Source organism: Streptomyces sindenensis (assembly GCF_014649035.1).
GTDB lineage: Bacteria > Actinomycetota > Actinomycetes > Streptomycetales > Streptomycetaceae > Streptomyces > Streptomyces sindenensis.
Window position 1 is genome coordinate 97,108 of record NZ_BMSG01000011.1, and the last position, 24,771, is coordinate 121,878.

At 73.3% G+C, this 24,771-nt stretch carries 18 protein-coding genes; 7 read left to right on the plus strand and 11 right to left on the minus strand.

The window, feature by feature from the left end; genetic code table 11:
• Nucleotides 1-31: 31 nt before the first annotated feature.
• The 10 genes from IE145_RS14945 to IE145_RS14990 form a co-directional block, all read right to left on the minus strand.
• Nucleotides 32-1,144 (minus strand): M50 family metallopeptidase, encoded by a 1,113-nt coding sequence (locus IE145_RS14945; RefSeq protein WP_189525546.1) that lies wholly within the window; start codon nucleotides 1,142-1,144, stop codon nucleotides 32-34.
• On the minus strand, nucleotides 1,141-2,193 hold the full coding sequence (locus IE145_RS14950; RefSeq protein WP_189525547.1) for a lantibiotic dehydratase C-terminal domain-containing protein: 1,053 nt from the start codon (nucleotides 2,191-2,193) through the stop codon (nucleotides 1,141-1,143). Before IE145_RS14950 ends, IE145_RS14945 begins: the two co-directional genes overlap by 4 nt.
• On the minus strand, nucleotides 2,190-4,976 hold the full coding sequence (locus tag IE145_RS14955; RefSeq protein WP_189525548.1) for a lantibiotic dehydratase: 2,787 nt from the start codon (nucleotides 4,974-4,976) through the stop codon (nucleotides 2,190-2,192). The genes IE145_RS14950 and IE145_RS14955 overlap by 4 nt, the downstream gene beginning before the upstream one ends.
• Before the next feature lie 13 nt (nucleotides 4,977-4,989).
• Nucleotides 4,990-6,576: a SagB family peptide dehydrogenase gene (locus IE145_RS14960; RefSeq protein ID WP_189525549.1), complete on the minus strand. Its 1,587-nt coding sequence runs from the start codon at nucleotides 6,574-6,576 to the stop codon at nucleotides 4,990-4,992.
• 74 nt (nucleotides 6,577-6,650) lie between these two features.
• Entirely contained in the window at nucleotides 6,651-8,717 is a 2,067-nt protein-coding gene (locus IE145_RS14965) for a TOMM precursor leader peptide-binding protein (protein WP_229825565.1), read from the minus strand.
• The gene (locus IE145_RS14970) at nucleotides 8,707-10,965 is read right to left on the minus strand and encodes a TOMM precursor leader peptide-binding protein (RefSeq protein ID WP_189525550.1); all 2,259 of its coding nucleotides are present in this window, start codon (nucleotides 10,963-10,965) and stop codon (nucleotides 8,707-8,709) included. The genes IE145_RS14965 and IE145_RS14970 overlap by 11 nt, the downstream gene beginning before the upstream one ends.
• 5 nt (nucleotides 10,966-10,970) lie before the next feature.
• A complete protein-coding gene (locus IE145_RS14975; protein ID WP_189525551.1) occupies nucleotides 10,971-13,274 on the minus strand; it encodes a BTAD domain-containing putative transcriptional regulator in 2,304 nt (767 codons plus the stop codon).
• Between the two features lie 90 nt (nucleotides 13,275-13,364).
• A complete protein-coding gene (locus IE145_RS14980) occupies nucleotides 13,365-13,613 on the minus strand; it encodes a hypothetical protein (RefSeq protein ID WP_189525552.1) in 249 nt (82 codons plus the stop codon).
• 270 nt (nucleotides 13,614-13,883) lie between these two features.
• A complete protein-coding gene (locus IE145_RS14985) occupies nucleotides 13,884-16,469 on the minus strand; it encodes an ABC transporter permease (RefSeq protein ID WP_189525553.1) in 2,586 nt (861 codons plus the stop codon).
• Nucleotides 16,466-17,254: an ABC transporter ATP-binding protein gene (locus tag IE145_RS14990; RefSeq protein WP_189525554.1), complete on the minus strand. Its 789-nt coding sequence runs from the start codon at nucleotides 17,252-17,254 to the stop codon at nucleotides 16,466-16,468. The genes IE145_RS14985 and IE145_RS14990 overlap by 4 nt, the downstream gene beginning before the upstream one ends.
• A gap of 335 nt (nucleotides 17,255-17,589) precedes the next feature.
• On the opposite strand from IE145_RS14990, the gene IE145_RS14995 reads away from it, so the two are divergent.
• The 4 genes from IE145_RS14995 to IE145_RS15010 all read left to right on the plus strand — a co-directional run bounded on the left by IE145_RS14995 (nucleotide 17,590) and on the right by IE145_RS15010 (nucleotide 20,575).
• The gene (locus tag IE145_RS14995) at nucleotides 17,590-19,197 is read left to right on the plus strand and encodes an MFS transporter (protein ID WP_189525555.1); all 1,608 of its coding nucleotides are present in this window, start codon (nucleotides 17,590-17,592) and stop codon (nucleotides 19,195-19,197) included.
• A gap of 52 nt (nucleotides 19,198-19,249) precedes the next feature.
• Nucleotides 19,250-19,561, plus strand: coding sequence for an ArsR/SmtB family transcription factor (locus IE145_RS15000; protein ID WP_189525556.1), 312 nt, complete (start codon nucleotides 19,250-19,252; stop codon nucleotides 19,559-19,561).
• A complete protein-coding gene (locus tag IE145_RS15005) occupies nucleotides 19,558-19,950 on the plus strand; it encodes a VOC family protein (RefSeq protein WP_069740665.1) in 393 nt (130 codons plus the stop codon). Before IE145_RS15000 ends, IE145_RS15005 begins: the two co-directional genes overlap by 4 nt.
• 70 nt (nucleotides 19,951-20,020) lie before the next feature.
• Nucleotides 20,021-20,575: an AAA family ATPase gene (locus tag IE145_RS15010; RefSeq protein ID WP_189525557.1), complete on the plus strand. Its 555-nt coding sequence runs from the start codon at nucleotides 20,021-20,023 to the stop codon at nucleotides 20,573-20,575.
• Nucleotides 20,576-20,599: 24 nt separating this feature from the next.
• Here the strand turns inward: IE145_RS15010 and IE145_RS15015 are convergent, their stop codons facing one another.
• Entirely contained in the window at nucleotides 20,600-21,115 is a 516-nt protein-coding gene (locus IE145_RS15015) for an ATP-binding protein (RefSeq protein WP_189525558.1), read from the minus strand.
• Between the two features lie 167 nt (nucleotides 21,116-21,282).
• Between IE145_RS15015 and IE145_RS15020 the strand changes: the two genes are divergently transcribed.
• The 3 genes from IE145_RS15020 (at nucleotide 21,283) to IE145_RS15030 (ending at nucleotide 24,705) form a co-directional block, all read left to right on the plus strand.
• Nucleotides 21,283-22,197, plus strand: coding sequence for a helix-turn-helix domain-containing protein (locus tag IE145_RS15020; RefSeq protein WP_189525559.1), 915 nt, complete (start codon nucleotides 21,283-21,285; stop codon nucleotides 22,195-22,197).
• A complete protein-coding gene (locus tag IE145_RS15025; RefSeq protein ID WP_189525560.1) occupies nucleotides 22,160-22,279 on the plus strand; it encodes a DUF397 domain-containing protein in 120 nt (39 codons plus the stop codon). The genes IE145_RS15020 and IE145_RS15025 overlap by 38 nt, the downstream gene beginning before the upstream one ends.
• A 479-nt stretch (nucleotides 22,280-22,758) precedes the next feature.
• On the plus strand, nucleotides 22,759-24,705 hold the full coding sequence (locus tag IE145_RS15030) for an ATP-binding protein (protein WP_189525561.1): 1,947 nt from the start codon (nucleotides 22,759-22,761) through the stop codon (nucleotides 24,703-24,705).
• Nucleotides 24,706-24,771 lie beyond the last annotated feature (66 nt).

A 24,771-nucleotide genomic window follows, 5' to 3' on the forward strand; every position in this document is an offset into this window, starting at 1 on the left:
GATGGGGAACAGCGGGCCCGGGGCGGGCACTTCAGGTGGTCAGCAGGTGGTGGACGCCCGCCACGAGCGCCGCGACGACGGCGGCCAGGACGAGGACCGTGGCCGCCGCGTAGACGGGGTAGGCGATACGGGCCCGGCGCGGGTAGGCCGCCGCCTCCGGGGAGCGGCGCAGGGCGAGCCGCAGATAGCCGCCGGCGGAGGCGGCGAGGCCGACGGCCCCGGCGAGCTGGCACGCGATCTTGTAGCCGTCCAGCGGCGGCAGCGGCACGAGCATCATGAACGCCTGGACGCTGCCGAGGAGCAGGAGGGCGGCGAACGCCTCGTGCGTCGCGTCGTCGAGCGGGGCGAACAGCCACAGCGCGCAGAACGGGAGCAGGAAGACCAGGTTCATCACCGCACCGGCGGCGGCCGTGGCGATGCGGTGCCTCCGGGTGCCGAGGTAGAGGTAGTCGTCGACCGTGCAGTACATGATGACGGCGGGCAGCCGCCACCGCAGCCCGATCTCGGCGACCCGCCCGCCGTGGTGCCGGGCCACCACGCCGTGCGCCAGTTCGTGGAGGGCGGTGCTCACCCAGAGCAGGATCGCCATGGCGGTCAGCAGCACCGGGTTGGACATCAACCCCCGTACCGCGAGCAGAAGTTCACCGGAGCGGGCGACGACCACCGCCTCCATGGCGAGGACCAGCGCGAACAGCGGCACCAGGGCCGCGGGGGCGAGCAGGAAGCCGAAGACCCGGTGCAGGCGGGCGGTGGTGGCGTCGGCGTCGGCCACCAGCGGGAGGGAGCCGCGCAGGAGGGTGCGCTTCTCGGGTACGGAGACGGGGGCGGGGGCGGGCTTCGGCTCGGGGGCGCCGGCCAGCAGCCCCTTCGTGCCCAGCAGGGCCAGGAGTTGTTGCCAGTGCGCGTCGGCCAGGCGCCGCCCGTACTCCCCTTCGTACGCCTCGCCGATCTCCGCGAGGCTCCGCTCCCCGTCCATGCGGGCGATGAGGAAGTGCTCCTTGGCCCCGACCTTGAAGGAGTTCCCGGTCCCGGCGTCCTTGATCAGGTGGACCGTCGCGGCCCCGTCCAGCAGCGGATCGCTGAGCAGCACGCGGGGCCGCAGCGCGGGGCGGTAGGCGGCGAGCGCCCCGGGGGCCGCGCTCACGCGGACTCCTTGAGGACCCGGCCCAGGACATGGCTGAGATAGGCCTCGTCGCGGATGGTGACGTGCAGCCGGTTGTTGGTCATGTGCATGTACGGGGAGAGCAGGAGCGGCAGCGCCGCCGCCGGGTCGGTGACCCGTTCGTCCCGCTCGCCGTCCCAGGACCGGAACACCAGGCCCCCGTCGACGGCCAGTTTCCGGGCGCGGTCCCGCAGTTCGGCGCAGTGCTCGGCCCAGCCCGCCAGGGATCCGGGCAGCGAGCGGGCGCTTCCGGGCGGCGCCGTGGCGGCCCGGACCCGGGCGAACCGGTCCCGCAGCCCGTCCGCCGTCCGGGCGTAGTTGGTGTCGTACTCCTCGGTGCCGATGAAGCCGGTGCCGGGGAACGCCCGGTGCCAGAACTCGTAGTAGTCGTCCAGATATGCGGTCAGATCGGCCCGGTCCGGCAGGAACGTCGAGGACATCACCATCATCAACTGGGCGGCCGTACCGAGCAGTACGGTGCGCAGATGGAGGTTCTTGGTGGCGAGGGCGTCGATCACCAGGTCGCTGGAGTGCCGGAAGTGCCACTCGGCCAGCTCGATCCCGGCGGGCCCGCCGTACTTCCCGAACTCCGGCTCGTACGGCTCCCGGTGGCGGGAGTTGTTGGGGCGGAGGTTCATCCGGCCCTGCTCGTCCGCGTAGTGGCCGCGCTCGCTGCCGGGGAACTCGATCTCGAAGAGGGTGTTGTAGAAGTCGTTGAGGAACCCGGAGTCGACCTCGTACAGCGCGGGGCGCTCGGCCAGGAACGCGTCCACGGCCCGCTCGGTGCGGCGGGCCACCTCCGGCTCGGCGGCGGGCGAGGACGGCTTCAGGCGCAGCCGTACGTGGGGGCCCTCCAGCCAGTAGTTGATGAAGAAGTACCCGGCGAGCAGGCCGTCCGCCTCCAGCTCCGCCACCAGCGGGCGGACGCAGTTCAGGAGGAAGGGGCGGGGGTTGGCGGCGTAGAAGACGTGGGTGGCCTGCCAGGCGCCGGTGGTGGTCGCGGTCGGCACGGCGGGGGGCGGGGGTGTCATGAGGTGGTCCTCCTGCGGACGGGTACGGCCGTCTCCACGGCCAGTTCGGCGACATGGCGGCCGGGGCCCGAGACGGTGGGCAGCGCGTCCTCGTCCGGCAGCATCTCCCGGAAGACCACGCGGGCGCCGGGGGACTTGATCAGGGCCTCGAAGGCGGACAGGGACAGCGGGCTGTCGAAGTCGAGGTACTGCGGTTTGGCGCCGGTCGCGCCCCGGGCCCCGGTGTCCGACACGGTCGCGAAGACCCGGTCGGGCAGCCCGTGGGTACGCCGGAAGGCGTGCCAGTCCAGGAACCAGCCATCCTCCGGTGTGCCCGGCCGGTGCAGCGGCAGGACGGCGGCCGGGGCGCTCCAGCTGCGCCGGCTCAGGACGAGCGACCCGTGCCGCACCCGGGGCCGCCCGGTGACCCCGCCGCGCGGCTCGCCCTCGGGGACGCCCGCCCACACGTTGAGCGGGGCCATCGAGGTCGGGGAGAGGAGGAGCAGGGTGCGGGGCAGTTCGGGCAGGGCGAGGGGAACGAGGTAGCCGAGGTAGACGGGGACGACCTCGCGGCCCAGGCGGACCGAGCGCAGGGCGAGCCGGTCGGCCTCGGGGTCGTGCACGAGGTAGAGGTCGTCCAGGTCGATCCTGAACTCCTCGTCCAGCGTGCCGCGTTCGCCGGGGCAGACGATCTCGTACGGGGTGAGCCTGCCGTGCAGGTTGAGGTTGCTGGTGACCGGGCCGCCGGTGACCTCGGCGAGGACCGCGCCTTCGGGCACGAGGGCGTCGGCGTCCGCGAGGAGCTGTTCGTCGAGGCCGTCGAAGAGCTGGGTGAACCGGGTGAACGAGAACGACACCCCGCCGTAGGACCGGTTGAGGACGACGAGCGGGTCGCCCGGCCGGTCGGCGATCTGGACGTGGTGGCTCATCGGGGCGAAACCGGCCCGCAGGACGTCCAGTTCACCGGCGACCGCGTCCAGGAACGCGTCGTCGAGCCACACCTCGCCCGCGTCCGGATCCGCCGCCTCCCGGAGCGCGGCCATCCGGGCGGTGAAGGTGCGGCGCGCGTCGTCCAGGGCGCGCAGCCGGGGCAGGCCGAGCCAGTTGACCTCCGGAACGTAGGTGCCGTCGGCGTCGTACGGGGTGTGGGAGGCGGTGAACGACATGTACTGGTCGAAGAAGTCCTCGTGGAAGTCGTGGACCAGCTTCAGCAGGTCGTCGCAGCGGCCCCCGTGTCCGTAGCGCGCCAGGAAGAAGCCCTGGAAGGTGATCCGCTGCGGGAGGGTGAGGTCGAAGGCGGGCAGCACCCGCTCCACGGCCGCCAGCGGCCCGGCGGCCAGCTCGCGCCAGGCATCGGGATCCAGCGCGACGGCCGGGGCCGGGCCGCCCGGGGAGCTGTGGCCCGGTGCCGCCGGAGCCCCGCCGCCCGGAGCCCGGTCGCCCTGGTCCGGCGCGCGCCCCGTGCCCGCCGCCGCGTCCTCGTACAGCAGCGTCTGCGGGACCTTCGCGCGCTCGACCCCCAGCTCCTCCTCCTGCACCGCCCGCAGCCCGGCCCGTACCGCTGCCAGCAGGGCGCGCCGCTCGTCCGGGGCCGCGTCGGCGAACCGGGCGGCGTGCGCGGCGGGCTCCTCCAGGCGGTCCGCGAGCCGGGCGGCCCACGGGCGGTCCAGGCCGCGCAGCGCGTCCTGGAAGGCCCGGAGCGGGTCGGTGTCGTGGACCTCGGTCCGCAGACACGGCACCTGGACCATGCCGACGTCCAAAAGCGCCCCGAGGTACTGCTCGCACTCCTCGCGCGCCGCCCCCCGGTCCCGCTCCAGCCAGGCCGCCAGCTCGCCGTAACGGATCGTGCCGCGCTCCTCGAACAGGCCGAGCAGCCGTTCCAGGGTGCCGCTGCGGCGCAGGAAGAACAGCCGGTCCTTCACCGCGTCGAAGGTGACGGCCGCGTCCTCGTCACCGCTGGTGACCCAGCGCCGGACGTAGCGGACCCGGTCGTCGTCGCGCCCCCAGCCGGAGGCGAGGGCGAGCGGCAGATCGGCCCGGCGGACCGGGTCGGCGATCACCGCGTCGGCGATCCGGCCGAGCGCCACGACGTTGAGCCGGACCTGCGTCCGCCACTCCTCCCCGACCCGCGTACGCAGCCCGTCCGAGCCGCCGAAGACGCCGGGGGCGACGCCGGTGAAGGTGGAGAAGGGGCTCGTCTTGCACGCGGTCCGGTACACGTAGGAGAGCAGCGAGCGCTCGATCTTGCGCTGCTTGCGGTCCGGCCGCGCCCCGGGGCGGGACGCCTTCTCCCGGTAGGCGTCGAGCTGGGCGTCCAGGGTCGGCGAGGCGAGCAACAGGCCCTTGCGCAGCCGCTCGTGGCCCGCGATCCGGGCCAGCTCGGTGCGGGTGCGGCCGGTCTCGTCCCGCAGCAGGGCGGCCCCCGCGTCCCGCTTGCCGGCGAGGGCGCGCCGGCCGGTCAGCCAGTCGGCGAGGGCCCCGGCGGCGGCCGGGTCGAGGGCGCGGACCCGGTTCAGGGCGTCCTCGGCGGCGGCCGGGTCCGGCAGCCGGTTGTTGAAGACGTCGCGGCGCAGCTTCAGCAGGGCGCGGCGCAGCGGTTCGTCGTCGCTGCCGCCGATCAGTCCGTGCAGCTGGTCGGCGGCCTTTCCGGCGAGCAGGGCCAGCTGTTCGGTGGTGTCGAGGACGTCGTCGGCCCAGCGCCGGCTGTCGGGGCAGCGCAGGGCCCGGACCTCGTCGACCGGGAGGCCGGCGACGCGCAGCATGAACGCGGGCGGCGCGGAAGGGGAGTTCGTGGTGTCGGTCATGTCGTGTCCCCGCTCAGGCGATCTCGTAGCGGAAGTCGGCGGGGGCGGGGCGTTCGTTGCCGATCATCATGATCAGCAGGGGCGCTTCGCCCGTCCCTTCGAGACCCAGCTCCTCGATGTACGAGATGTTGTCGAAGCCGAGGGCGACCCCGCAGCCGAGCTCCACGGCCGCGGCGGCGGTGTAGACGGACTGGGCGACGGCCCCGATGGTGGCGTTGACCAGCCGGTATCCCCGGTCGCCGACGGCGTCGAGGACGGCGGTGGTGCGGACGGTCGGCACGAGCACGGCGCCGGCCTGCTCCAGGTTGTAGTTGGAGAGGAAGTAGTTCCGCTGGAGGAACTCCCCCGGCCGCCCCTCCTTCACCCGTCGCAGGCTCCGCCGCTCGGGGTCGTGGACGTACGAACCGGGCTCGACGCCCTCGACGTGGTTCACGAACGCGTACACCCGCGCCAGCCGGGCGTCACCGGTGTCGCCGCCGAGCCGCGATCCGGCCGAAGCGGCGGCCAGGCAGGCGGCCAACTGGTCGGCGGTGACGGGCTTCTGGGCGTCGAACCGCCCGAAGCTGCTGCGGCGGGCGCGCAGCGCGGTGCGTACGTCGGCGTCCAGCGGGCGGGCGGGCGGCAGCTCGACCTCCGCGAGCCCCGGGTCGACGGGGTGGGCGGCGGCGGGCCCGAGGGCGTCCGGGGCGGGGCGGGCCGTGGCGTCGGCGGAGGTGGCCGCCTGCATGCGAAGCAGCGCGTCGAAGGTGAGGACGGTACGGGAGCGCTCGACGTCCGCGTGCCCGACGGCGACGGGCACGGTGGCGCCGACGCGGTCCGAACACCCCTGTGTACCGTCCCATTTGAGGGGCACGACGGCGAAGATCCCCTCCTGCGCCGGGTCCACGCCGAGCAGGGCGGCGAGGCGTTCCTCGTCGAACCAGAGAGCCGGTTCGACGGCCAGGCCCCGGGCGGCCGCCCACATCCGCCAGGTCTGGACGCAGGCCCCGAGGTCCATGGAGACGGCGTGGAAGGAGAAGTTGTTGTACTTGAAGGAGTTCTGCCAGTACTTGATGCCGAGCACCAGGTACTGGTCGGTCTCCGGCCCCGGCGCGCCGTCGCCCAGCGCCTCGCGCACCTGCCCGGAGACATCGCCCGTGAGCAGCCGCTGCATGGTGTGGTGCCGGGTGGAGTAGTAGTGCACCCCCGGCGGTACGGGGGCACTCGGCCCGGACACCCAGTGGATGCTGACCGGGTAGAGCCCGCCGCCGGACGCGGAGCCGCGCGACCAGTTGGCGAGCGGGTAGAAGGGCAGGGCGTTCAGGTCCGTGTTGGCCTGGACGCCGAGGCGGCGGCCGGTCAGACCGTACGAGTCACGGAGCATGCCGGAGAGCGAGCGGAGGTCGAACGCGCCCTGGGCGGGGGCGCCTTCGGCGAACAGCCCCCGGTCGACGGTCGCCCCGGCCGGGTAGCCGGCGTCGGGCAGCGGGAATCCGTCCGCGCCCGGGTGGTACTTCGCCTTGCGCGGGCCGTCCTGCCAGTTCGGTACGTAGTCGGGGGGGTCCATCGGGACCCGGCCGCGATGCATGATCGCGGCGGCGTATTCATGGGCGTATCCCATGGCGGGCTCCTTGGTCACGGCAGGAGGGGGAATCACGGCAGCAGGGGGAAGGGGCGCAACGGTCACGGGAGCGGTCATGGGAACGGGTGCGGGGCCCAGTTGAGATCGGCGTCGGTGAGGTCCGCCGACCGCAGGCCCGCCTCGCGCAGGGCGGTACGGAGCCGGGGCATGCCCAGGGCACGCTGGCGGGTCCAGCCGAAGTCGATCGGCAGCAGTCCGGGCACGATCACGCTCACCGTGGTCAGCCCGAGATCCCGCTGTTCCGGCATGGTCTGGTCGACGACGACCACGTCGAAACCGGCGGCGGCGACCGCGTCCACGCACCGGAGAAGGTCCTCGCGCAGATCGTCGGAGACCGGCAGGACCGGCCGGCCGCCGGGCCCGTCCCCGTACAGCTCGTCGAAGGAGCGGCCCGGCGGGCGCACGCTGCCCGGCGCGCCGAGCAGGAAGTCGGCGTGGTCGCCCATCTCCGGGATGCCGTACGCCAGCGGGTGGTCGTGCAGCGCCTCGACCTTGGCGAAGTCGGTGGCCATGGCGCGCAGCCGCTTCTCGTCCCGCTCGGTGCGGCCCCGGAGGTTGACGGCGTCGGTGGCGATCTCGCAGAGCGCCCCGGCGAGGGCCGCCTCCGGGTCGAGCCCGGCACCCGCGCCGAAGCACATCCGGCCGGGCCCGCCGTCGGGGCGGACGGCGACACCGGTGACGACGGGGACCGGGAAGGTGATCCGGGTGTCGAAGAACCGCGCCTCGTAGCCGTACATCTCCAGCCGGTCCACCATCTGCCGGGTGGCGGGGCGGCGGCTGGTGCGCGGGTCGATCTCGGGCAGCGCGGCCCGCCCGTACCAGGAGAGCAGGAACGCGTCCCGTTCGACGACCTCCATCAGCCCGAAGTAGACGGCCTCCTCCAACGCGCCGCCGGAGGCGCAGCCGTTGGAGCTCTCCTGCACGAACCGGTTCTCCAGGCCCGGCGAGTGGTAGTACGTGAGCACTTCGGGGACCAGGACGGTGTGTCCGTCGCGCAGCGACCAGCCGCGCACCCAGGAGATCTCCCGGTCCGGGGTGAAGGGCCGCACCCGGGGGTTGGCCCGGTGGAAGGCGTCGGAGTAGAGGCCGCAGACGCGCGGGTCCAGAGCGGCCCGGCCCTCGGCGCGCAGGGTGTCCAGGGCGGCGTGCACCTGGGCGTATCTGGCCCGGGGCCGCATGCCCGCGTACCGCTCCAGGCCCTCCAGCACGCCGATGCGCACGCTGTCGGCGAAGGTGTCGGCGTGCCCGCCCCAGAACGTCTCGCGCAGATACGGGCCCGAGCGCAGCGAGAAGCAGCCGATGGTGGCGGACGTGGACGTGGAGGAGACGTCGTGGACGACGGAGGGGCCGAGCGACCCGCAGATGGGGTTGGCGTACGGCTCGACGGGCAGTTCGTAGTCCCGGAGGTCCCGGACCCGGAAGCCGTCGGGCCGCAGTTTGGGCGCGGGCTTCAGGATGATGGCGGCGGCCTCGTCGCTGTCGGGTTCGGGCTGCCCGCAGCCGGGGCACTCCGGGTCGGGGACGAGCGGGTAGTGGCGGACGGCCAGGGTCTGGAGGTCGACGAGGTGGACGGCGGGGAAGGCCCCGGTGTCCGGCCCGCCGCCGGCCAGCCGGGCGGCGATCACCCCGGCGACGGCCTCGGCCGCGAACGGGGTGACGTACGGGGACGGGCCCGCCGCCCGGGTCCCGGAACCGATCTCCAGCGCCTCGCGCAGGGCGACGGACCGCACGGCCTGCCACCGGCGCTCCAGGCAGCGGGCGCAGGGGCGTCGACCGGTCCCGTCCGGCACCGGCAGGGGGCCGACGACGGCGTGCCGCCCGTAGTAGCGCACGGGCACGGCGCCGGCCTCGGGCGGCGTTGCGTCGGCCGTGAACGCGTCGCGTACGCCCAGGGGTTGGACGTCCGGCGGCGTGGTGACCGCTGCCCCTCCGTGCCGGGCCAGCCGTTCCCGCAGCAGCTCGCCGAGCAGCCGGGTGGACTCCCCCAGCACGGGCGCGTCCGGTGTGCCGGGCGCGCCCGGTGCGGGCGGTGCGTCCGGTGCGTCGGGCGCGTGCTGTGCGTCGGGCGCGTCCGGTGCGGGCGGCACGTCAGGCGCGCCGCGCAGGGTCTCAACGGCCATCGGTGCCGCCCTCGCCGTCCACCGTGAGGAGCACCCGGGCCGTGGCGATGGAGCCGGAGCACAGGTCCGCCGGGGTCGTCGGCGCGTACAGGGCGTCGCGCCCGGCGGCCCGCAGCGCCTCCAGCACCGCGTCGAACGAGGTCTCCGCCGCGTCCGCCACGACGGACTCGCCGCTCACCGCGATCGCCCCGGGGGCCAGGTCGGCCATCAGCGGGTCGCCGGGGTCGACCGCCGCGTCCGGGTCCTCGGCGGCGAGCTGCACCTGCCCGAGCAGATCCCGCAGCGCGGCGGCGGCGGCCGCACGCCGGGACAGCCCGGACCCGACCGCCCAACGCGCCCCTGCGGCGGGCCCGTCGGCCTCCCGGGCCAGCACCGCATGGGCCGTGCTGCGGTCCGCCTCGCCCAGGTCGAGGAGGTCCACGGCGATGTCCAGGTTGGCGGCGGACTTCAGCAGGAACACCAGCTCCGGGTCGTCGCCGCCGACCGCCAGCGGGCGCACCCGGGTGGTGCCCCGGACCGCGCGGAGCAGGGCGTCGTGGGTGAGCGCGGACAGCAGCCCCCGGCCCGCCGCCTCCGCAGCGCTGCCGCCCGCCCCGGATCCGGCGGTGGTCGCCAGGTGCACCCGGTCACGGTTGTACGGTCCGAACGGGCGCAGGGCGGCGGCCGGTACGCGTACCGGGTCCTTGCCGATCAGCGAGGTCGCCACCGCCCAGGCGGCGGGCGTGGCCCCGGTGCCGCCGCCGGTCGTCAGGGCGGCGGGCCCCAGCGTCCGCAGCTCCCGCGCACCGCTGTCCACCGTGGCTCCGGCCTCGGCTCCCTCGACACCCGCCGGCGGAACCATGTGCTCCACGTAGGTCTCGGCCGCCGCGTGCAGCGCCCGGGTCCGTGCCCCGGCGAGGTGGTGCACGTCGAACGCGGCGATCCGGCGGCGCACCCCGGCCGTGAGCGCCACCTCGACCCGGCTGAGCTTCAGCGGGGTCTGGGTCAGCTCCTCGTCGTCGTACCGGCGGAACGTCCCGGTGTACGGGCGGACCAGCGCGTTGCTGACCCTGTTCAGCTCCTCGACCAGCTCCTCCGCGTCCCGGGCGGTCTCCACGGTCGCGGTGGCGGGGAGGGCCAACGCACCTGGAAGCGGGGCGGGTTCGTCGGCGAAGAGCCCGGAGCAGCGGGCGCAGCGGGGGTGGGGCTGGAGCGGTTCGGCCATCACGTCCAGCGATTCCAGGTCCTGGACGAGGACCTGGCCGGCCGTCTCGGCGGGCAGCGCTCCGGTGGTGAGGCGGAAGACCTCGTAGCCGACGAGGTTGCCGGCCATCGCGGCGACCGGCCCGGACAGGGCGGCCCCGTCGTGCGGTACGGCCCCCGCCGCCTCGCTCCACAGAGCGGCCGCCGTGCCGGGGTCGGTGTTGCCGCCCAGGCGCAGCAGGGCGCAGGACCAGCAGCCGGTGGAGCCGGCGGTGGTGAGCGGGCCGACGACCAGCCGGCGGCCGAACAGCCAGGCGGGGATGAGCGTCACGCCCTCGGGCACCCCGGCGGCCAGCAGCCGGTGCGTGCGCGCCCCGGCTCCGGCTCCGCTGACGACGACGATGTCGTAGCCCTCCAGGTCGGCCCAGCCCGCGTCCGTCCCGGCGGTGACCGTGTCGACGCGCGCCCCGTTGGCGGCGGCCTCGGCGGTCACGTCGTCACCGGCCGCGACGGTGCCGATGCTCGCGCAGCCGTTGCGCACGAGGCTCAGCGCGCACCAGCGGGCCGTCTCGTCGTCGCCGAGGACGGCGACGCGGGTGGCGCGGTAGCGGGCGAAGCGGGCGGGGGCGTCGTCGGTGTAGTGGTCGACGTAGGCGATCTGCGCGGCGAACCGTTCGGCGGTCTCCCCGTCGACCGTGTTCCCGGCGGTGTCGGCCTCGGGGATGTCCCGGGCGAAGCCGCGCGCGTACAGCGTCTTGACCAGTTCGGCGGCCATCGCCCGCTGCGCGGGCCCGAATCCGGCGCAGAGTTCGGCCATGCGGTGCTGTCCGGTGAGGTGCGGGACGACGAGGGAGGCGAACCGGTAGGCGGTGCGGCCGGTGAGGTGGAAGCCGCCGTCGGCGTTGTGGAACAGCACCCCGCCGGGGGTCTCGGTGAACAGCACGTCACGGCGGATACGCGGCCGGGTGCCGGCGATCGCGTCGAAGGCCGGTGTCGCGGCGGGCGCGGTCGTCGACGCGGGCGTGGCGGGTGCGGCGGTGGTGACGGGGGCGGCGCTCTCGGCCATGGGGATCACACCTTCTCTGTGCGGCGGTCGCGGATCCGGGCGGTTCTTCGTACGTGGGCGCGGAGCAGATCGTGGATGCGGTACGGGCCCGGCGGGCCGTCCTCCAGCAGTCCGGCGTCGGCGAGTTGTTCCCGTACGGCTTCGGGAACGGGTCCTTCGTCCTCGGGGCCCCGGTCGTCGAGCAGCGCCGGGGGGCCCTGCGCGAGGCGGGTGAACGCCTCGGACAGCCGGGGGTCGAGCCGGCCCAGCGCCCGGTCGAAGAGGCCGGTGACCGAGTGGTCCGGGGAGTCGGTCAGGGTGAGCCGGGCGAGCGGGTCGTCGCCCAGCCAGTCGGCGGCGTCGGCGAGCCGCAGCCCCGGCCGGGTGAGCAGCCGGGCGGTGAGGATGCGCAGGGCGGCCGGGAAGTGCCCGCACACGGCGGCGAGCCGGTGGGCGGCACGGGGTTCGGCCTCCACCCGCTCGGCACCCAGGGCGGTCAGCAGCAGGGCGTACGACTCGGCCTCGGTGAAGGTCGTCAGGCGCTGCACCCAGCCGCCGTGGGTCGCGATCAGTCCGCCGAGGCCCATCCGGCTGGTGACCACGACGGCGAGGCCCGCTCCGGCTTCCCCTCCCGGCGAGAGCAGGGGCCGCACCTGGTCGGCGTCGACCACGTCGTCGAGGATCAGCAGCGCACGCCCTTCGCCCGCCGCCCCGAGCGCGACGGCCACACCGGCGGCCACCTCATCGGCCGACCGGGGCTCGCCGTCCGCGCGCGTCATCCGGACGAGCAACTGCCCACCGGGAAAGGCGTCCCGGACCAGCCGGGCGGCGTGCTGAGCAAGCGCCGACTTGCCGATCCCGGGAGCCCCGGAGACGAGAACGGCAAGGGGCCGGTGGTCCTCGGGCCCGGAGGGCGGGGCCGCGGTGAGCCGGGCGGTCAGAGCGGCGGCCTCGGCAGCGCGCCCGGTGAAGTGCGGGACGGCGGGGACGGGCTCGATGCAGGAGTCGGCGACCGTGGCGGGTGCCGGGACCGGTGTGGCGCCTCGGGCCGGGGCTGGTGTGCCGCTGGGGGTCGTGGTCGGTGTGGTGCCCGGGCTGGGGAGGGGCGCGGTGCCCGCAGCCGGGACGGACGCGGCGCCTTGGACCACGGCGGGCGCCGCGCCCTCGCCCGGGACAGACGCGTCGCCCTGGCCGGGGACGCTCACGGTGCCCGGGGTCGGGGCCGAGGCCGGGGCCGGTGTGCCGCCCTGGCCGGGGACGGTCGTGATGCCCTGGGCCGTGACCGGCGTGCCGTTCGGGGCCATGGCGAGCGATGCGCCCTGGGCGGAGATGGGCTCGGTGCCCTGGGCGGAGGCGGGCTCGGCGCCCTGGGCCGCGACGTACGCGGCACCCTCGGCCGGGACGGGCACGGCACCCGGGTCAGGCACGGGCACGGCCCCCGGGACAGGGATAAACGCGGCGCCCTGGCCCGGGGCAGGCACGGCATCCGGTGCCGGGGCGGGCAGGGCGCCCCCGGCCACGCCCGGCCGGCCGGGCGGGAGGGCGACGGCCTCGCCCCGGACGACGCGCGGGGCCGACGGGGTGGCCGGGCCCAGGTCCTCGCCGCGCAGGATCGACAGTTCGAGCCGGCGCAGGGAGGGCGAGGGGTCCACGCCCAGCTCCTCCAGCAGGAACCCCTTCACCCTGCGGTACTCGGCCAGGGCCTGCGACTGGCGTCCACTGCGGTACAGGGCCTCGATGAGCTGTTCGTGGAACCGTTCATGCCCCGGGTGGGCGCGCGTAGCTGTCCACAGGTCGACCAGCGCCTCGCCGCAGCGCCCGAGGCCCAGCAGCAGGTCGCAGACCCGCTCGACCGCGCGCAGCCGTTCCTCCGCGAGCCGGGGCACCTCGTCGCGGTGCAGGACGACGGACCGCACGTTGGCGAGCAGCGAACCCTGCCAGAGCGACAGGGCGTCCCGCAGCGCGCAGAGCTCCGCCTCGGGGTCCCGGTCCAGGCCGGCGGCCCGGCGCACCCGTTCGCGGAAGCCGAGGAGGTCCAGGGTGGACGACGCGGCGGTGATCCGGTAGCCGCCGGGCACCGCGTCGATGGAGGTGGTGACGCCGTGCTTGGAGAACAGCCGGCGGAGCCGCAGCACGCACGTCTGGAGGGCCGCCCTGGCGGTCGCGGGCTGCTCCTCGCCCCATACCGCGCGCTGCAAGTACTCGGCGGAGACCGGGGAGTTGGCGTGCAGGAGCAGCGCGGCCAGCAGGTTCGCCGGCTTGGAGGGCTGAAGGACGACGGTGTCGGGACCGTCGGCGAGGGCGAGCGATCCCAGGAGCCGGAACCGCATCCCGGGAGGCTCCCCCGGGAGGTCTTCTGCCGCACCCGGCTCGTCGGCCGGACGTGCCGGTCCCGCGGCGGCTGCTGGGCTCGACATGCCCTAGTCCCAGCCGTTGACCAGCTTGCACATCTGAACGGGTGGCGATTGTGGGGGAAGTTGGCCGATTACTCCGGCCAACTCCGTACAGATGACCCGGGCGACGTGGTCGGCGACGGGCGGAGGACCGGCCGGAACGGTGGCCGACGCGGGGCCGGTGGAGAAGGTGAGGGCGGCGAGGGCGATACCGGTGACGAGGGCGGCGGCTCTGGCCGGGCGGCGCTGCTTCTGCGCAAGCGGAGACCTGGACACGTGTTCCCCTTCGACAGTGGCGTCGGAGCCGGGGGGTCGTCCCGGCACGAGAGACGATGCCAGCGCGGAACGCGCCACAAGAGAGGCGGCGATGTCAGCTTGCTGCACCGGGGCCCGCAACCCTGTGCAGCAAGTTGACACGCCCCACCGTGACGGCAGCCCCGGACGGGGAACGGGCTCGGCCCCGGGACGTTTGGAGGAACGTCCCGGGGCCTGCCGGTCATCCTACGGTGACGCCCTCGGGCTCACCCCCGCCGGGCGGGTGCGTGCTCACCCGTCCGTCGCGATGGCGTTCAGGACGTTCATCCGGCCCGCCCGGAAGGCCGGGACGAGGGCGGCGAACAGTCCGACCAGGGCGGAGCAGGCGAAGACCGTGAGGATCGTCGGCCACGGAATGTCCAGGACCTCAAGGCCCTCCAGCGCCAGCAGCTTCTGGGCCGCGGTGCCCCAGCCCATCCCGAGTCCGAGTCCGAGCAGCGCCCCGAAGAGGGCGATGACCACGGACTCCAGCCGGATCATGCGGCGCAGCTGGCGGCGGGAGAGCCCGATGGCGCGCATCAGGCCGATCTCACGGGTCCGTTCGACGACGGAGAGGGCGAGGGTGTTCACCACACCGAGCACCGCGACGATGATCGCCAGGGCGAGCAGGCCGTACACGATGTTCAGCAGCTGGCCGATCTGGTCCTTCAGCTGCTCCTTGAAGTCGGCCTGGTTCTGGACCTTGTAGACCGGGTACTCGGCGATGGCGCTCTTGAGAGCCGCGTACGCCTCCTTCTCCTTGCCCTCCTCGGCCTTGGCGAACATGACCACGTTCTGCGGCATCCGGTCGGCCGGGACGTAGGACGCCGCCGTCGTGAGGTTGGTGTACATCGCACCGCGGTCGATGTTGGTGTCGTCGGAGGTGATGGCCGCGACCTTGAGCTTGGCGGTCTCACCCGCCTTGAAGGCGACGGTCATCGTGTCGCCGACCTTGATCCCGTGCCGCTCGGCGTACCCGTCGCCGACGGACATGGCGTTCTTCCCGTACGCCTTCGCGAGGTCACCGGAGATGACCGTGCGGCGGACGTCCTGCTGGTACGTCGGGTCGGCGGCGACGAGCCCCTCGTCCTCCGTCTTGCCGTTCGGGGCGGTGATCTTCGCCTTGACGAAGGTGTAGTCGGTCATGTGCTCCAGGCCGGGGACGGCGCGCACGGCGTCGGCGGCCTGGGGCACGATCGGGCGGCCGGTGCTGCCGTCCTGGACGATGAAGTCCGCGCCGACCGACTTGTCGAGCTCCTCGGTGGCCGAGGCCACCATCGAGGACCCGACGACGGAGAGGCAGGCCACCAGGGCGAGCCCGATCATCAGGGCCGCGCCGGTCGCTCCCGTACGCCGGGGGTTGCGCAGGGCGTTGCGCTCGGCCAGCCGGCCGACCGGGCCGAAGAGCCGCAGGACGACGACGCTCAGTCCGCGCACCACGACGCCGGCCAGGAGCGGGCCGATCACGATGAAGCCGATGAGGGTCAGCAGCACGCCGAGGGCGAGGAACATCGAGCCCTCGGTGGCCTTGTCCGCCTGGGTGGTCGCCCACAGGGCCGCGCCGCCCGCCGCCGTCAGGAAGAGACCGATACCGGCCCTGACCCAGCCGGAGCGGCCGTCGGCGGGGGTCCCGGCGTCGCGCAGGGCGGCCATCGGGGAGACCTTGCCGGCCCGGCGGGCCGGGATGTACGCGGCGAGGACGGTGACGACGACACCGAGCACGAGGCCGATCGTCGGGGTCGTCCAGGCGACGGTGAGGTCCTCGGTGGACAGCGTCATCCCGACGGCGCTCATCATCTTCATCAGCCCGACGGCGAGGCCGACGCCGGCCGCGACGCCGAGCACGGAGCCGACGATGCCGAGGAGGACGGCCTCCAGGAGCACGGACCGGTTGACCTGCTTGCGGCTGGAGCCGATGGCCCGCATCAGGCCGATCTCGCGGGTGCGCTGGGCGACCAGCATCGAGAAGGTGTTGACGATCAGGAAGATGCCGACGAGGAAGGCGATTCCGGCGAAGCCGAGCATCGCGTACTTCATGACGTCCAGGAAGGCGCCCATGTCGTCCTTGTTGGCGTCGGCGGCCTCCTGCTGGGTCTGGAGCTTGTAGACGGTGTCGCCGTCGAGGGCGGCGGCCACGTTCTTCTTGAGCTGGGTGTCGCTGACACCGCTCTCGGCCTTCACCAGGATCTGGGTGAAGACACCCGGGGCGCCCAGCAGTTGCTTCTGCGCGGTGGCGGTGTCGAGATAGACGACGGTCGCGCCCGGGTTGGTGGCGGTGAAGGACGCGATGCCGCTGATCTTCGCCGTGAGGTCGCCCGTGGCGGCGATGATGCGCAGCTCGTCGCCGATCGTGAGCTTGTGCTTCTTCGCGGTGTCGGCGTCGACCATCACCTCGGTGGGACCGCGGGGTGCGTGCCCGGAGGTGATCTCCATCGAACGCAGGTCGTTCTTGGTCCAGTTGCTCGCGATGGTGGGGGCGCCGGTGTCGGAGCCCATGTTCTTGTTGTCGCTGTTGACGACGGTGACCGCCATGGAGAAGGCGGAGCCCTCGGCCCTCTCCACCCCGTCGGCCTTCTCGACCTGCTGGACCACGGAGGCGGGCAGCGAGGCGGGCTTGCCGCTGTCGGGCTGCTCGCCGTCGTCCTCCGCGCTCTTCGGGCTGACGGTGACATCGGGCGAGGAGATGGTGAAGAGCTTGTCGAACGTGGTGTTCATCGTGTCGGTGAAGACGAGCGTGCCGCAGACGAACGCCACGGACAGCAGCACCGCCACGGCGGAGAGGGCCATCCGGCCCTTGTGCGCGAAGAAGTTGCGCACCGAGGTCTTCCAGACAGTCATGACGTCCGCCCGCGCGCGTCGAAGTGCTTCATCCGGTCGAGGACCTGCTCGGCGGTCGGGTTCAGCATCTCGTCGACGATGGAGCCGTCGGCGAGATACAGCACCCGGTCCGCGTAGGAGGCGGCCACGGGGTCGTGGGTGACCATGACGATGGTCTGGCCCAGCTCGTCGACCGACCTGCGGAGGAAGGAGAGGACCTCGGCCCCGGCGCGGGAGTCCAGGTTTCCGGTGGGCTCGTCACCGAAGATGATGTCCGGCCGGGCGGCGAGCGCCCGGGCGACGGCGACGCGCTGCTGCTGACCGCCGGAGAGCTGGGTGGGGCGGTGCTTGAGGCGCTCGGCGAGCCCGACCGTCTCCACGACCTGCTGGAGCCAGGCGGCGTCGGGCTTGCGGCCCGCGATGTCCATCGGCAGCGTGATGTTCTCGATCGCGTTGAGCGTCGGGAGCAGGTTGAACGCCTGGAAGATGAACCCGATCCGGTCGCGCCGGAGTTGGGTGAGCTTCTTGTCCTTGAGCTTGGTGATCTCGGTCTCGTCGAGGAAGATCTCGCCCGACGTGACCGTGTCGAGCCCGGCCAGGCAGTGCATCAGGGTCGACTTGCCGGAGCCGGACGGGCCCATGATCGCCGTGAACTGGCCGCGGGCGATGTCCACATCGACGTGGTCGAGCGCGACGACCCGGGTCTCACCGGTGCCGTACGCCTTCACGACCTGTCGCGCCCGTGCCGCGACAGCCGTACGCCCTCCAGTGCCCCCGTGCCTGGGAATGGTCACAGCCGTTGTCACGGTTTTCTCCTATGTCGGTCGATGACTGAACGTCGCTGGGTACGTTCCGATTCTCAGTTCCGGACCGCCCCCGGCGCGATGGTGCTCAGTGCAGTCTTCGGGTGGGGTTTTCCCCACCCGCCCCCCTGCGGTGAGCCGTAGCGGCGACGTAAGAAGAGGTTAAGGAAAGAGCCCCCGCCGCCACGTCCTCCGCCGGGAGGAACAGGCCCTGGCCACGATGAGGGGGCGCCCCCTAGGGGAACTCGTCCCTCTGGCGGAGAAAGGTCAGGGGCTCCCCCTCGGCGCCCCTGGATGAGACAGTGCCCCGGGAGATACGTGCATAGGGAAGGAACCCGGTGAGCGGCGACTCGGACGGTACGGCCCGAAGCGGCAGCGACGAGAGCGGCGCGCTGCCCGCCGTCACCACCCCCCGGGGCCGCCGCCCCGTCGTGGCGGCGCTCATGCTCGGCATGGCGCTGGCCGCCATCGACGGCACCATCGTCTCCACCGCGGTCCCCCAGATCGTCGGCGACCTCGGCGGGCTCACGGTCTTCTCCTGGCTCTTCTCCGGCTATCTGCTGGCCGTCACCGTCACGCTCCCCCTGTACGGGAAGCTCTCCGACACCTTCGGCCGCAAGCCGGTCCTGATCGCCGGGATCATCCTGTTCCTGGTCGGCTCGGTCCTCTGCGCGGCCGCGTGGAACATGGCCGCGCTCATCGCCTTCCGCATCGTCCAGGGGCTGGGCGGCGGTGCGCTCCAGGGCACGGTCCAGACCATCGCGGCCGACCTCTACCCGCTCAAGGAACGCCCGCGCATCCAGGCGAAGCTGTCCACGGTGTGGGCCACGTCGGCGGTGGCGGGGCCGGTCGTCGGCGGGCTGCTCGCCGGGTACGCCGACTGGCGGTGGATCTTCCTGATCAACCTCCCGGTGGGGGCCGTGGCCCTCTGGCTGGTCGTCCGCCATCTCCACGAGCCCTCCCGGCCCCGGCCCGCAGCCCGGCCCCGCGTCGACTGGGCGGGCGCGCTCGCCGTCTTCGCGACCGGCAGCCTGCTGCTCACCGCCCTCGTCCAGGGCGGGGTGGCCTGGCCCTGGCTCTCGGCGCCCTCGCTCGGCCTGTTCGGGGCGAGCGCGGTGCTGGCCGCGCTGACCGTCGTCATCGAACGGCGGGCGGCGGAGCCGGTCATCCCGGGCTGGGTGTGGCGGCGGCGCACCATCGCCTCCGTCAACCTGGCGCTCGGCGCGATGGGTCTGCTGATGGTCGCGCCGACCGTCTTCCTGCCCACGTACGCCCAGTCGGTGCTGGGCCTGGGCCCGATAGCCGCCGGGTTCGTGCTCTCGGTGATGACGCTGAGCTGGCCGGTCTCGGCGGCCCTGTCCGACCGGGTCTACAACCGCATCGGCTTCCGGCGGACCGCGACGATCGGCATGAGCGCGGCGCTGCTGGTCCTGCTGGCCTTCCCGCTCCTCCCCTACCCCGGCGAGCCCTGGCACCCGGCCCTGCTGATGCTGCTGCTCGGTGCGGCCCTCGGCCTGTTCCAACTGCCGCTGATCGTGGGCGTGCAGTCGACGGTCGGCTGGGCGGAGCGCGGTACGACGACGGCATCGGTCCTCTTCTGCCGCCAGGTCGGCCAGAGCGTCGGCGCGGCGCTCTTCGGGGCCGTCGCCAACGGCGTCCTGGCCGCCCGCCTCCTCGACGCCCCGGTGGACGGGCTCCCCGGCGACCTGGACGCGGTGACCCGCGCGCTGGAGGACCCGGGCGCGTTCTCGGCGGCGGCGACGGACCACGTGCGCCGGGCGGTGGACGCGGCGGTGGACTACGTCTACGTCGGGGCGGCCGGGGCCGCGGCCCTGGCCCTGCTCGCCCTGATCACCCTCGCCCCGCGCCGCTTCCCGGTCATCACCGAGGCGGCGGACGCGCCCGAGACCGCCGGCACGCAGGGCCGGCAGGGCGCCGCTTCGTAGCGAGGCGAGCCCCCGCTTGATAGGCAAGTCACCACTTGCCTATCGTGGAGTCATGGCGGACGATGTCTTCAAGGCCCTGGCCGACCCCACCCGGCGGCGCATCCTCGACGAGCTGACCGACCGGAACGGCCAGACGCTGTTCGAGATATGCGGACGGCTGGTGACCCGACACGGCCTCGGCCTGTCCCGGCAGGCGGTCAGCCAGCACCTGGCCGTCCTGGAGTCGGCGGGCCTGGTCAGTACGCGCCGCGAGGGCCGGTACAAGTTCCACGACCTCGACACCGAACCTCTTGAGCACATCGTCGGCCGATGGCTCGGACCGAAGACACCGCGGACCCCGAAAACCCCGGAGGGCACCCCATGAGGATCAACCTGACCAGCGTCTTCGTCGACGACCAGGAGAAGGCCCAGCGCTTCTACACGGACGTCCTCGGCTTCGTGAAGAAGCACGACGTCCCGCTCGGCGGCGAGGACCGCTGGCTGACCGTGGTCTCGCCGGAGGACCCCGACGGCACCGAACTCCTCCTGGAGCCGGACAAGCACCCGGCCGTGAAGCCGTACACGACGGCTCTGGTCGAGGACGGCATCCCGGCCGCCGCCTTCGCCGTGGACGACGTACGGGCGGAGTTCGACCGGCTCAGCAAGCTCGGCGTCCGCTTCACCCAGGAGCCCACGGAGATGGGCCCCGTCACCACCGCCGTCCTGGACGACACCTGCGGCAACCTCATCCAGATCATGCACAACGGCGGCTGACACCGCGCCCGCGGGCGGCGGCAGCCGAAATCGGATCGCGTGGCGGGGCGCCCTCCGGCACGCTGCCCCCATGGATCACGCGGAAGTGCTGCTCATCGGTGGACGAGCCGGGGTCGGGAAGACGACGGTGGGGTGGGAGGTTTCGGCGCTGCTGCGCGCCGAGGCCGTCGCTCACACGGTCATCGACGGCGACTTCATGGGGCAGGTCCACCCGGCTCCGGACGGGGACCCCCGGCGCGCGAAGATCACCGAGGCCAATCTGACGGCCGTGTGGGCGAACTACGCCCGGCTCGGCCACCGGCGCCTGATCTACACGAACACCATGAGCGTGCTGCCGGAGACGACGGGCATGTTCGAACGTGCCATGGGGGCAGGAGTGGGGATCGTACGAGTCCTGCTCACCGCCTCCGACGCCACCGCCCACGAGCGGCTGACCGGACGCGAACTCGGCTCGGAGCTGGAGCACGAGTTGCGGGCAAGTCTCCGGAAGGCACGGCTTCTCGACCAGCACGCCCATGCGGACACCGTGCGCGTGGCGACGGACGGACGGCTCGTCGCCGACATCGCACGGGAGGTGGTCGACGCCACCGGCTGGACCGGGCCCCGGCCCGTCGGCGGTTCCTGACCGTCATCCGTGCGCCCGGCCCCCCTAGGCGGGCGGGTCCGCCGCCACCTCCGCCCACACGGTCTTCCCGATCGGGTTCCGGGGCTCCCACCCCCACTTCGTCGCCAGGCACTCCACCAGAAACAGGCCGCGCCCCGACTCCTCGTCCTCCGGGGCGAGCGTCGCCTGCTCGGGGGTCCGGCCGAGCAGGGCGTCCGAGACCTCGATACGGAAGCGGGCGGCCGGGCCCTCGTAGTCCACCCGGACGTGGAAGTTCCGGCCCCGCAGCCGCCCGTGGCACACCGCGTTGGCCGCCAGCTCCGCCACCACGAGGGCGACCGAGCACGACGCGTCCGTCATCGGCCCGAACCCCCACTGCCCCAACTGCCGCACCACCGTGCGACGGGCGAGCCGCGCTCCCCTGGGCGTCGGGGGGAACTGGCGCGACAGGCTCCCGTAGCCGTTGGCCGTCAGCCCGAAGCCGCGCGGGTGGGGCGGGGCCCCTTCCCGGGCACCGGTCTTCGCCGCCGCGGTCGTCCTCTTGCCGGTCATGCTGACCATCCGCTCGCTCGACTCTTCTCACGTCACCCACACGTGCGAGTTCCGTGACGTTCCGTACTCAAGAGTCGGCGGCGCGGCCTAGCCTCGAAAGGTGACAGCGCCTTATCGCGCAGGCCGTAAGGAACGGAAGTATCGCCATGGCCAAAGCAATTGACCCGCAGGCTTCCATGGCCGCGCTCTTCGGATCGCGCCTGCGCAAGCTCCGCGTCGCGGCCGGACTCACCCAGGCCGAAGTGGGCGCGCTCGCCCATGTGGTCAGCAGCCGGATCGCCCAACTGGAGCGCGCGACCGGTGCGAAGCCCACGCTGGAGCTGACCCGGGTCCTGGACAAAGAACTGGTGGCGGACGAGTTACTGGTCGACCTCTGGCCGTATGTGTACCGGGAGGCGTTCCCGGACTGGTCGCAGGCGTTCATCGCGCACTCGGCACGTGCGGCGGTGATTCGCGAGTACGCCTCGCACGTCGTGCCCGGCCTGCTGCAGACCCCGGAGTACGCGCGGGCGTTGCTGAGCGTGGGGCAGACGCTGCGGGACGCCGAGCATCTGGAGGAACGCCTTGCGGCCCGGCTCGACCGACAGGTGCGGCTGACCGGCCCGGACCGGCCGGAGCTGTGGATCATCCTCGACGAGGCCGTGCTCCGGCGTCCGGTCGGTGGAGCGGCGGTGATGCGCGGCCAGTTGGAGAAGCTGCTCAGGATGGCGGAGGAGCCCAACGTCACCATTCAGGTGCTGCCGTTCGACCAAGGTGCGCACGGCTCGTTGGGCGGTTCCCTCACCGTGCTGGTCATGCCGGACGGCACCGAGGTCGCCTACACGGAAGGCGCGCACTACGGCCAGTTGACCGAGGAACCGGACGAGGTCGAACGGTTCGTCCTCACTTACGATCAGCTCAGGGCGATGGCACTGCCGCCGCTGATGTCACTCGCCTTGATTCGATCCGTACTGGAGGCCGATAACCGTGCAGCGAGTGTCCCGTCCCGATCTGACCGCCGCCGCCTGGCGCAGCAGCAGCTACAGCAACCAGGAGGGCGGCAACTGCGTGCAGGTGGCGGACGGATTCCCCGGCGTCGTCCCCGTCCGTGACAGCAAGAACCCCACCGGTCCCGCCCTCGTCGTCCCCGCCGCCGCCTGGAGCGCGTTCGTCGCCGGGGTCGCCGCCCGCTGACGCGGTGCGCCGCGTCACCCCGCACGTTTCGACACCCCTCGGTTTACTGGTGTCACTGAGTATTTACCGACGCGATACCGGATCTACCGGCACCACAGCCTCGCCCGATATGATCCGGCGAGGCTTTCCGGATTGGCCGAAAAGAATTCCTCGGACCTGAAACGTCATCCCTTCGCGGCATACATGACGCATATGCCCCGACCATTCCCCCGGGGCCCATTCCCGCTCCGTGCCGGTCAGTGCCGTGCACCGCCGCGCGAATACCACAACCCCCGTGTTCCGCTGGCCACTTCTCGACAAAATCACTCTGCCTACGGACTATGCCGCTCACCGGATCAACCGCCGCACAAGCATGTCTACGATGTGGTCGAACCCTGACAGGAAAGGCTGCTTCCGCTTTTCTCCGATTCGCCAGGTGATCTGCACCTTCTCGGAGCGGCCGCACACCTTCCGCTCGGTAGAACTGAGGGACCGCATCCATGCCCGAACCCGTACCAGCCAGTCAGCGGCGGAGGCCGACCAAAGCGCCCGGGACGGCGACAGCGCCGCTTGTGGCCGTGCTGTCCGTGCTCGCCGTCGCCGGAGCCCTGGCCGTGGTCCTGGCTCCGTCCGGAGCGCGCGGCTGGGCGGTGGCGGTGGTGGTCACCGGCTGGGCCGTCCTGGCCGCCACCCTCACCGTCGCCCACACCCTCGCCCGGCGGGCCCAGCGCGCGGCCTCGGCCCGGACCGCCGAGGCCGAACGGCTCAAGACCTCGCTGACCGCGCTCGAAGCGGACACCGCCCACACCGTCGACGTGGCGCTCCCCGCGCTGCTCCGTCTCGTACGCGGCGGAGTACCGGCCGCCGACGCCCTCGGCCGGATCCCGCTGCCGCGCGGGCAGCGCCAGCGCAAGCTGCTGCACGCCCTCGCGGCCACCGTCGAGGGGCAGGAGCAGCAGACCGCCGCCCTGCGCACCGAGAGCACCCGGATCCACGACGAGCTGGGCAGGGAGAACACCCGGCTCCGCGACGAACTGCACGCCCTGACCTCCGAGGTGGAACGCTTCACCCAGGAGACCCTGCCGAGCGTGGCCGTCCGGCTCCGTGAGGGCGAGTCCGGTGCCACGGTGCAGGCCGAGGTGTACCTCCCCGAGCAGCCGCTGCTGCGCGCCTCCGTCGAGGCGGTGCTGCGAGAGCTGGCGCTCAGCGAACGCCGCGCCCTCGCCGCGCAGACCGCGTCCGCCAAGGCGCTCAGCCGTGTCCAGGCGAAGTCCGTCAGCATGCTCGCCGATCTGCGCAGCATGCAGGAACGTCACAGCGAAGAGGTGTTCGGCGATCTGCTGAAGCTGGACCACAGCACCTCGCAGCTCGGCCTGATGACGGACCGCCTGGCCCTGCTGATGGGCGGCCGGCCCAGCCGCGCCTGGAACAGGCCCATCGTCATGGAGAGCATCCTGCGCGGCGCGGTCGGCCGGATCGCCGCCTATCAGCGGGTCCGGCTGCACTGCTCGTCGAACGTCGCCATCTCCGGCTTCGCCGCCGAAGGCGTCATGCACCTGCTCGCCGAACTGATGGACAACGCCGCCAACTTCTCGCCGCCCATCGACGAGGTGCACGTCTACGTCGAGGAGCGCGGCACCGGCATCGTCGTCACCATCGAGGACAGCGGCCTGAAGATGGCCGACGCGGCCATGCGGCGCGCCGCGGACTCCGTCGCCGGGCGGCTGACCGACCTCGCGGCCCTCCAGGGCACGCGCCTCGGCCTCGCCGTGGTGGGGCGCCTCGCGCTCAAGCACCGGATCAGCGTCAACTACCGGCCGTCCTCGCGCGGTGGCACCGGCGTGGTCGTCCTGCTGCCGAGGCACCTGATCGCCCAGGAGTCCCGCGAGAGCCATGCGGCCGCCCCGACCCTCCGGGAAGCCGCCACCCCGGCCACCCCTGCCTCTACTCCTACACCTGGGCCTGCGCCTGCCTCTACGCCCGCGCCCGCGCCCGCCGTCACGCTTGCGCCGGAACCCGCGGCACCGGTGCCCACGCCCGTAACACCGCCCCCGACGCCCGCCCCAGCGCCCGCATCGGCGACGCCCTCCCTCCCCGAAGCCCCCGCGCCCGCTCCCCCGGCACCCGACCCCCTCGTCGTCCGTCCCCGCGAGCCCGAGCAGCCCGCGGCCCGCCCGGCGGCCCCCGCCGCCACCTCCGGCGGTCTGCCCGTCCGCACGCCCGGCCGCACCATGGGCGAGGCGGAACGCGAGCGCGGGCGTCACCGCGGAGCGCCCGCGCCCACCTCCGCGGCGAACCCGCGGGGCGACACGCCACGGGCCACCCCGCCCCGCACCGCGGGCCAGCAGTTCGGCGCCTTCCAGCGCGGCCGGCGGCCCCAGGGCAACGCGGCGGCTGCGGAGCAGCCGGACCCCGGGACCGTACCGCCGCCGTCCGCCGCGCCGTAGCCAGGAACGCCATCCGCAGGGTGTCCGGGAGCAACCCGGACGCGCTCGCCCGAACATCCGAGATTG

Coding starts and splice junctions, on each gene's coding strand:
- IE145_RS15020 (WP_189525559.1), top strand. CDS start 21,283: ATGGCCGCGCTCTTCGGATCGCGCCTGCGCAAGCTCCGCGTCGCGGCC.
- IE145_RS14955 (WP_189525548.1), bottom strand. CDS start 4,976: ATGACCGACACCACGAACTCCCCTTCCGCGCCGCCCGCGTTCATGCTG.
- IE145_RS15015 (WP_189525558.1), bottom strand. CDS start 21,115: ATGGTCAGCATGACCGGCAAGAGGACGACCGCGGCGGCGAAGACCGGT.
- IE145_RS14985 (WP_189525553.1), bottom strand. CDS start 16,469: ATGACTGTCTGGAAGACCTCGGTGCGCAACTTCTTCGCGCACAAGGGC.
- IE145_RS15000 (WP_189525556.1), top strand. CDS start 19,250: ATGGCGGACGATGTCTTCAAGGCCCTGGCCGACCCCACCCGGCGGCGC.
- IE145_RS14970 (WP_189525550.1), bottom strand. CDS start 10,965: ATGGCCGAGAGCGCCGCCCCCGTCACCACCGCCGCACCCGCCACGCCC.
- IE145_RS14965 (WP_229825565.1), bottom strand. CDS start 8,717: ATGGCCGTTGAGACCCTGCGCGGCGCGCCTGACGTGCCGCCCGCACCG.
- IE145_RS14960 (WP_189525549.1), bottom strand. CDS start 6,576: ATGGGATACGCCCATGAATACGCCGCCGCGATCATGCATCGCGGCCGG.
- IE145_RS15010 (WP_189525557.1), top strand. CDS start 20,021: ATGGATCACGCGGAAGTGCTGCTCATCGGTGGACGAGCCGGGGTCGGG.
- IE145_RS15030 (WP_189525561.1), top strand. CDS start 22,759: ATGCCCGAACCCGTACCAGCCAGTCAGCGGCGGAGGCCGACCAAAGCG.
- IE145_RS14975 (WP_189525551.1), bottom strand. CDS start 13,274: ATGCGGTTCCGGCTCCTGGGATCGCTCGCCCTCGCCGACGGTCCCGAC.
- IE145_RS15005 (WP_069740665.1), top strand. CDS start 19,558: ATGAGGATCAACCTGACCAGCGTCTTCGTCGACGACCAGGAGAAGGCC.
- IE145_RS14950 (WP_189525547.1), bottom strand. CDS start 2,193: ATGACACCCCCGCCCCCCGCCGTGCCGACCGCGACCACCACCGGCGCC.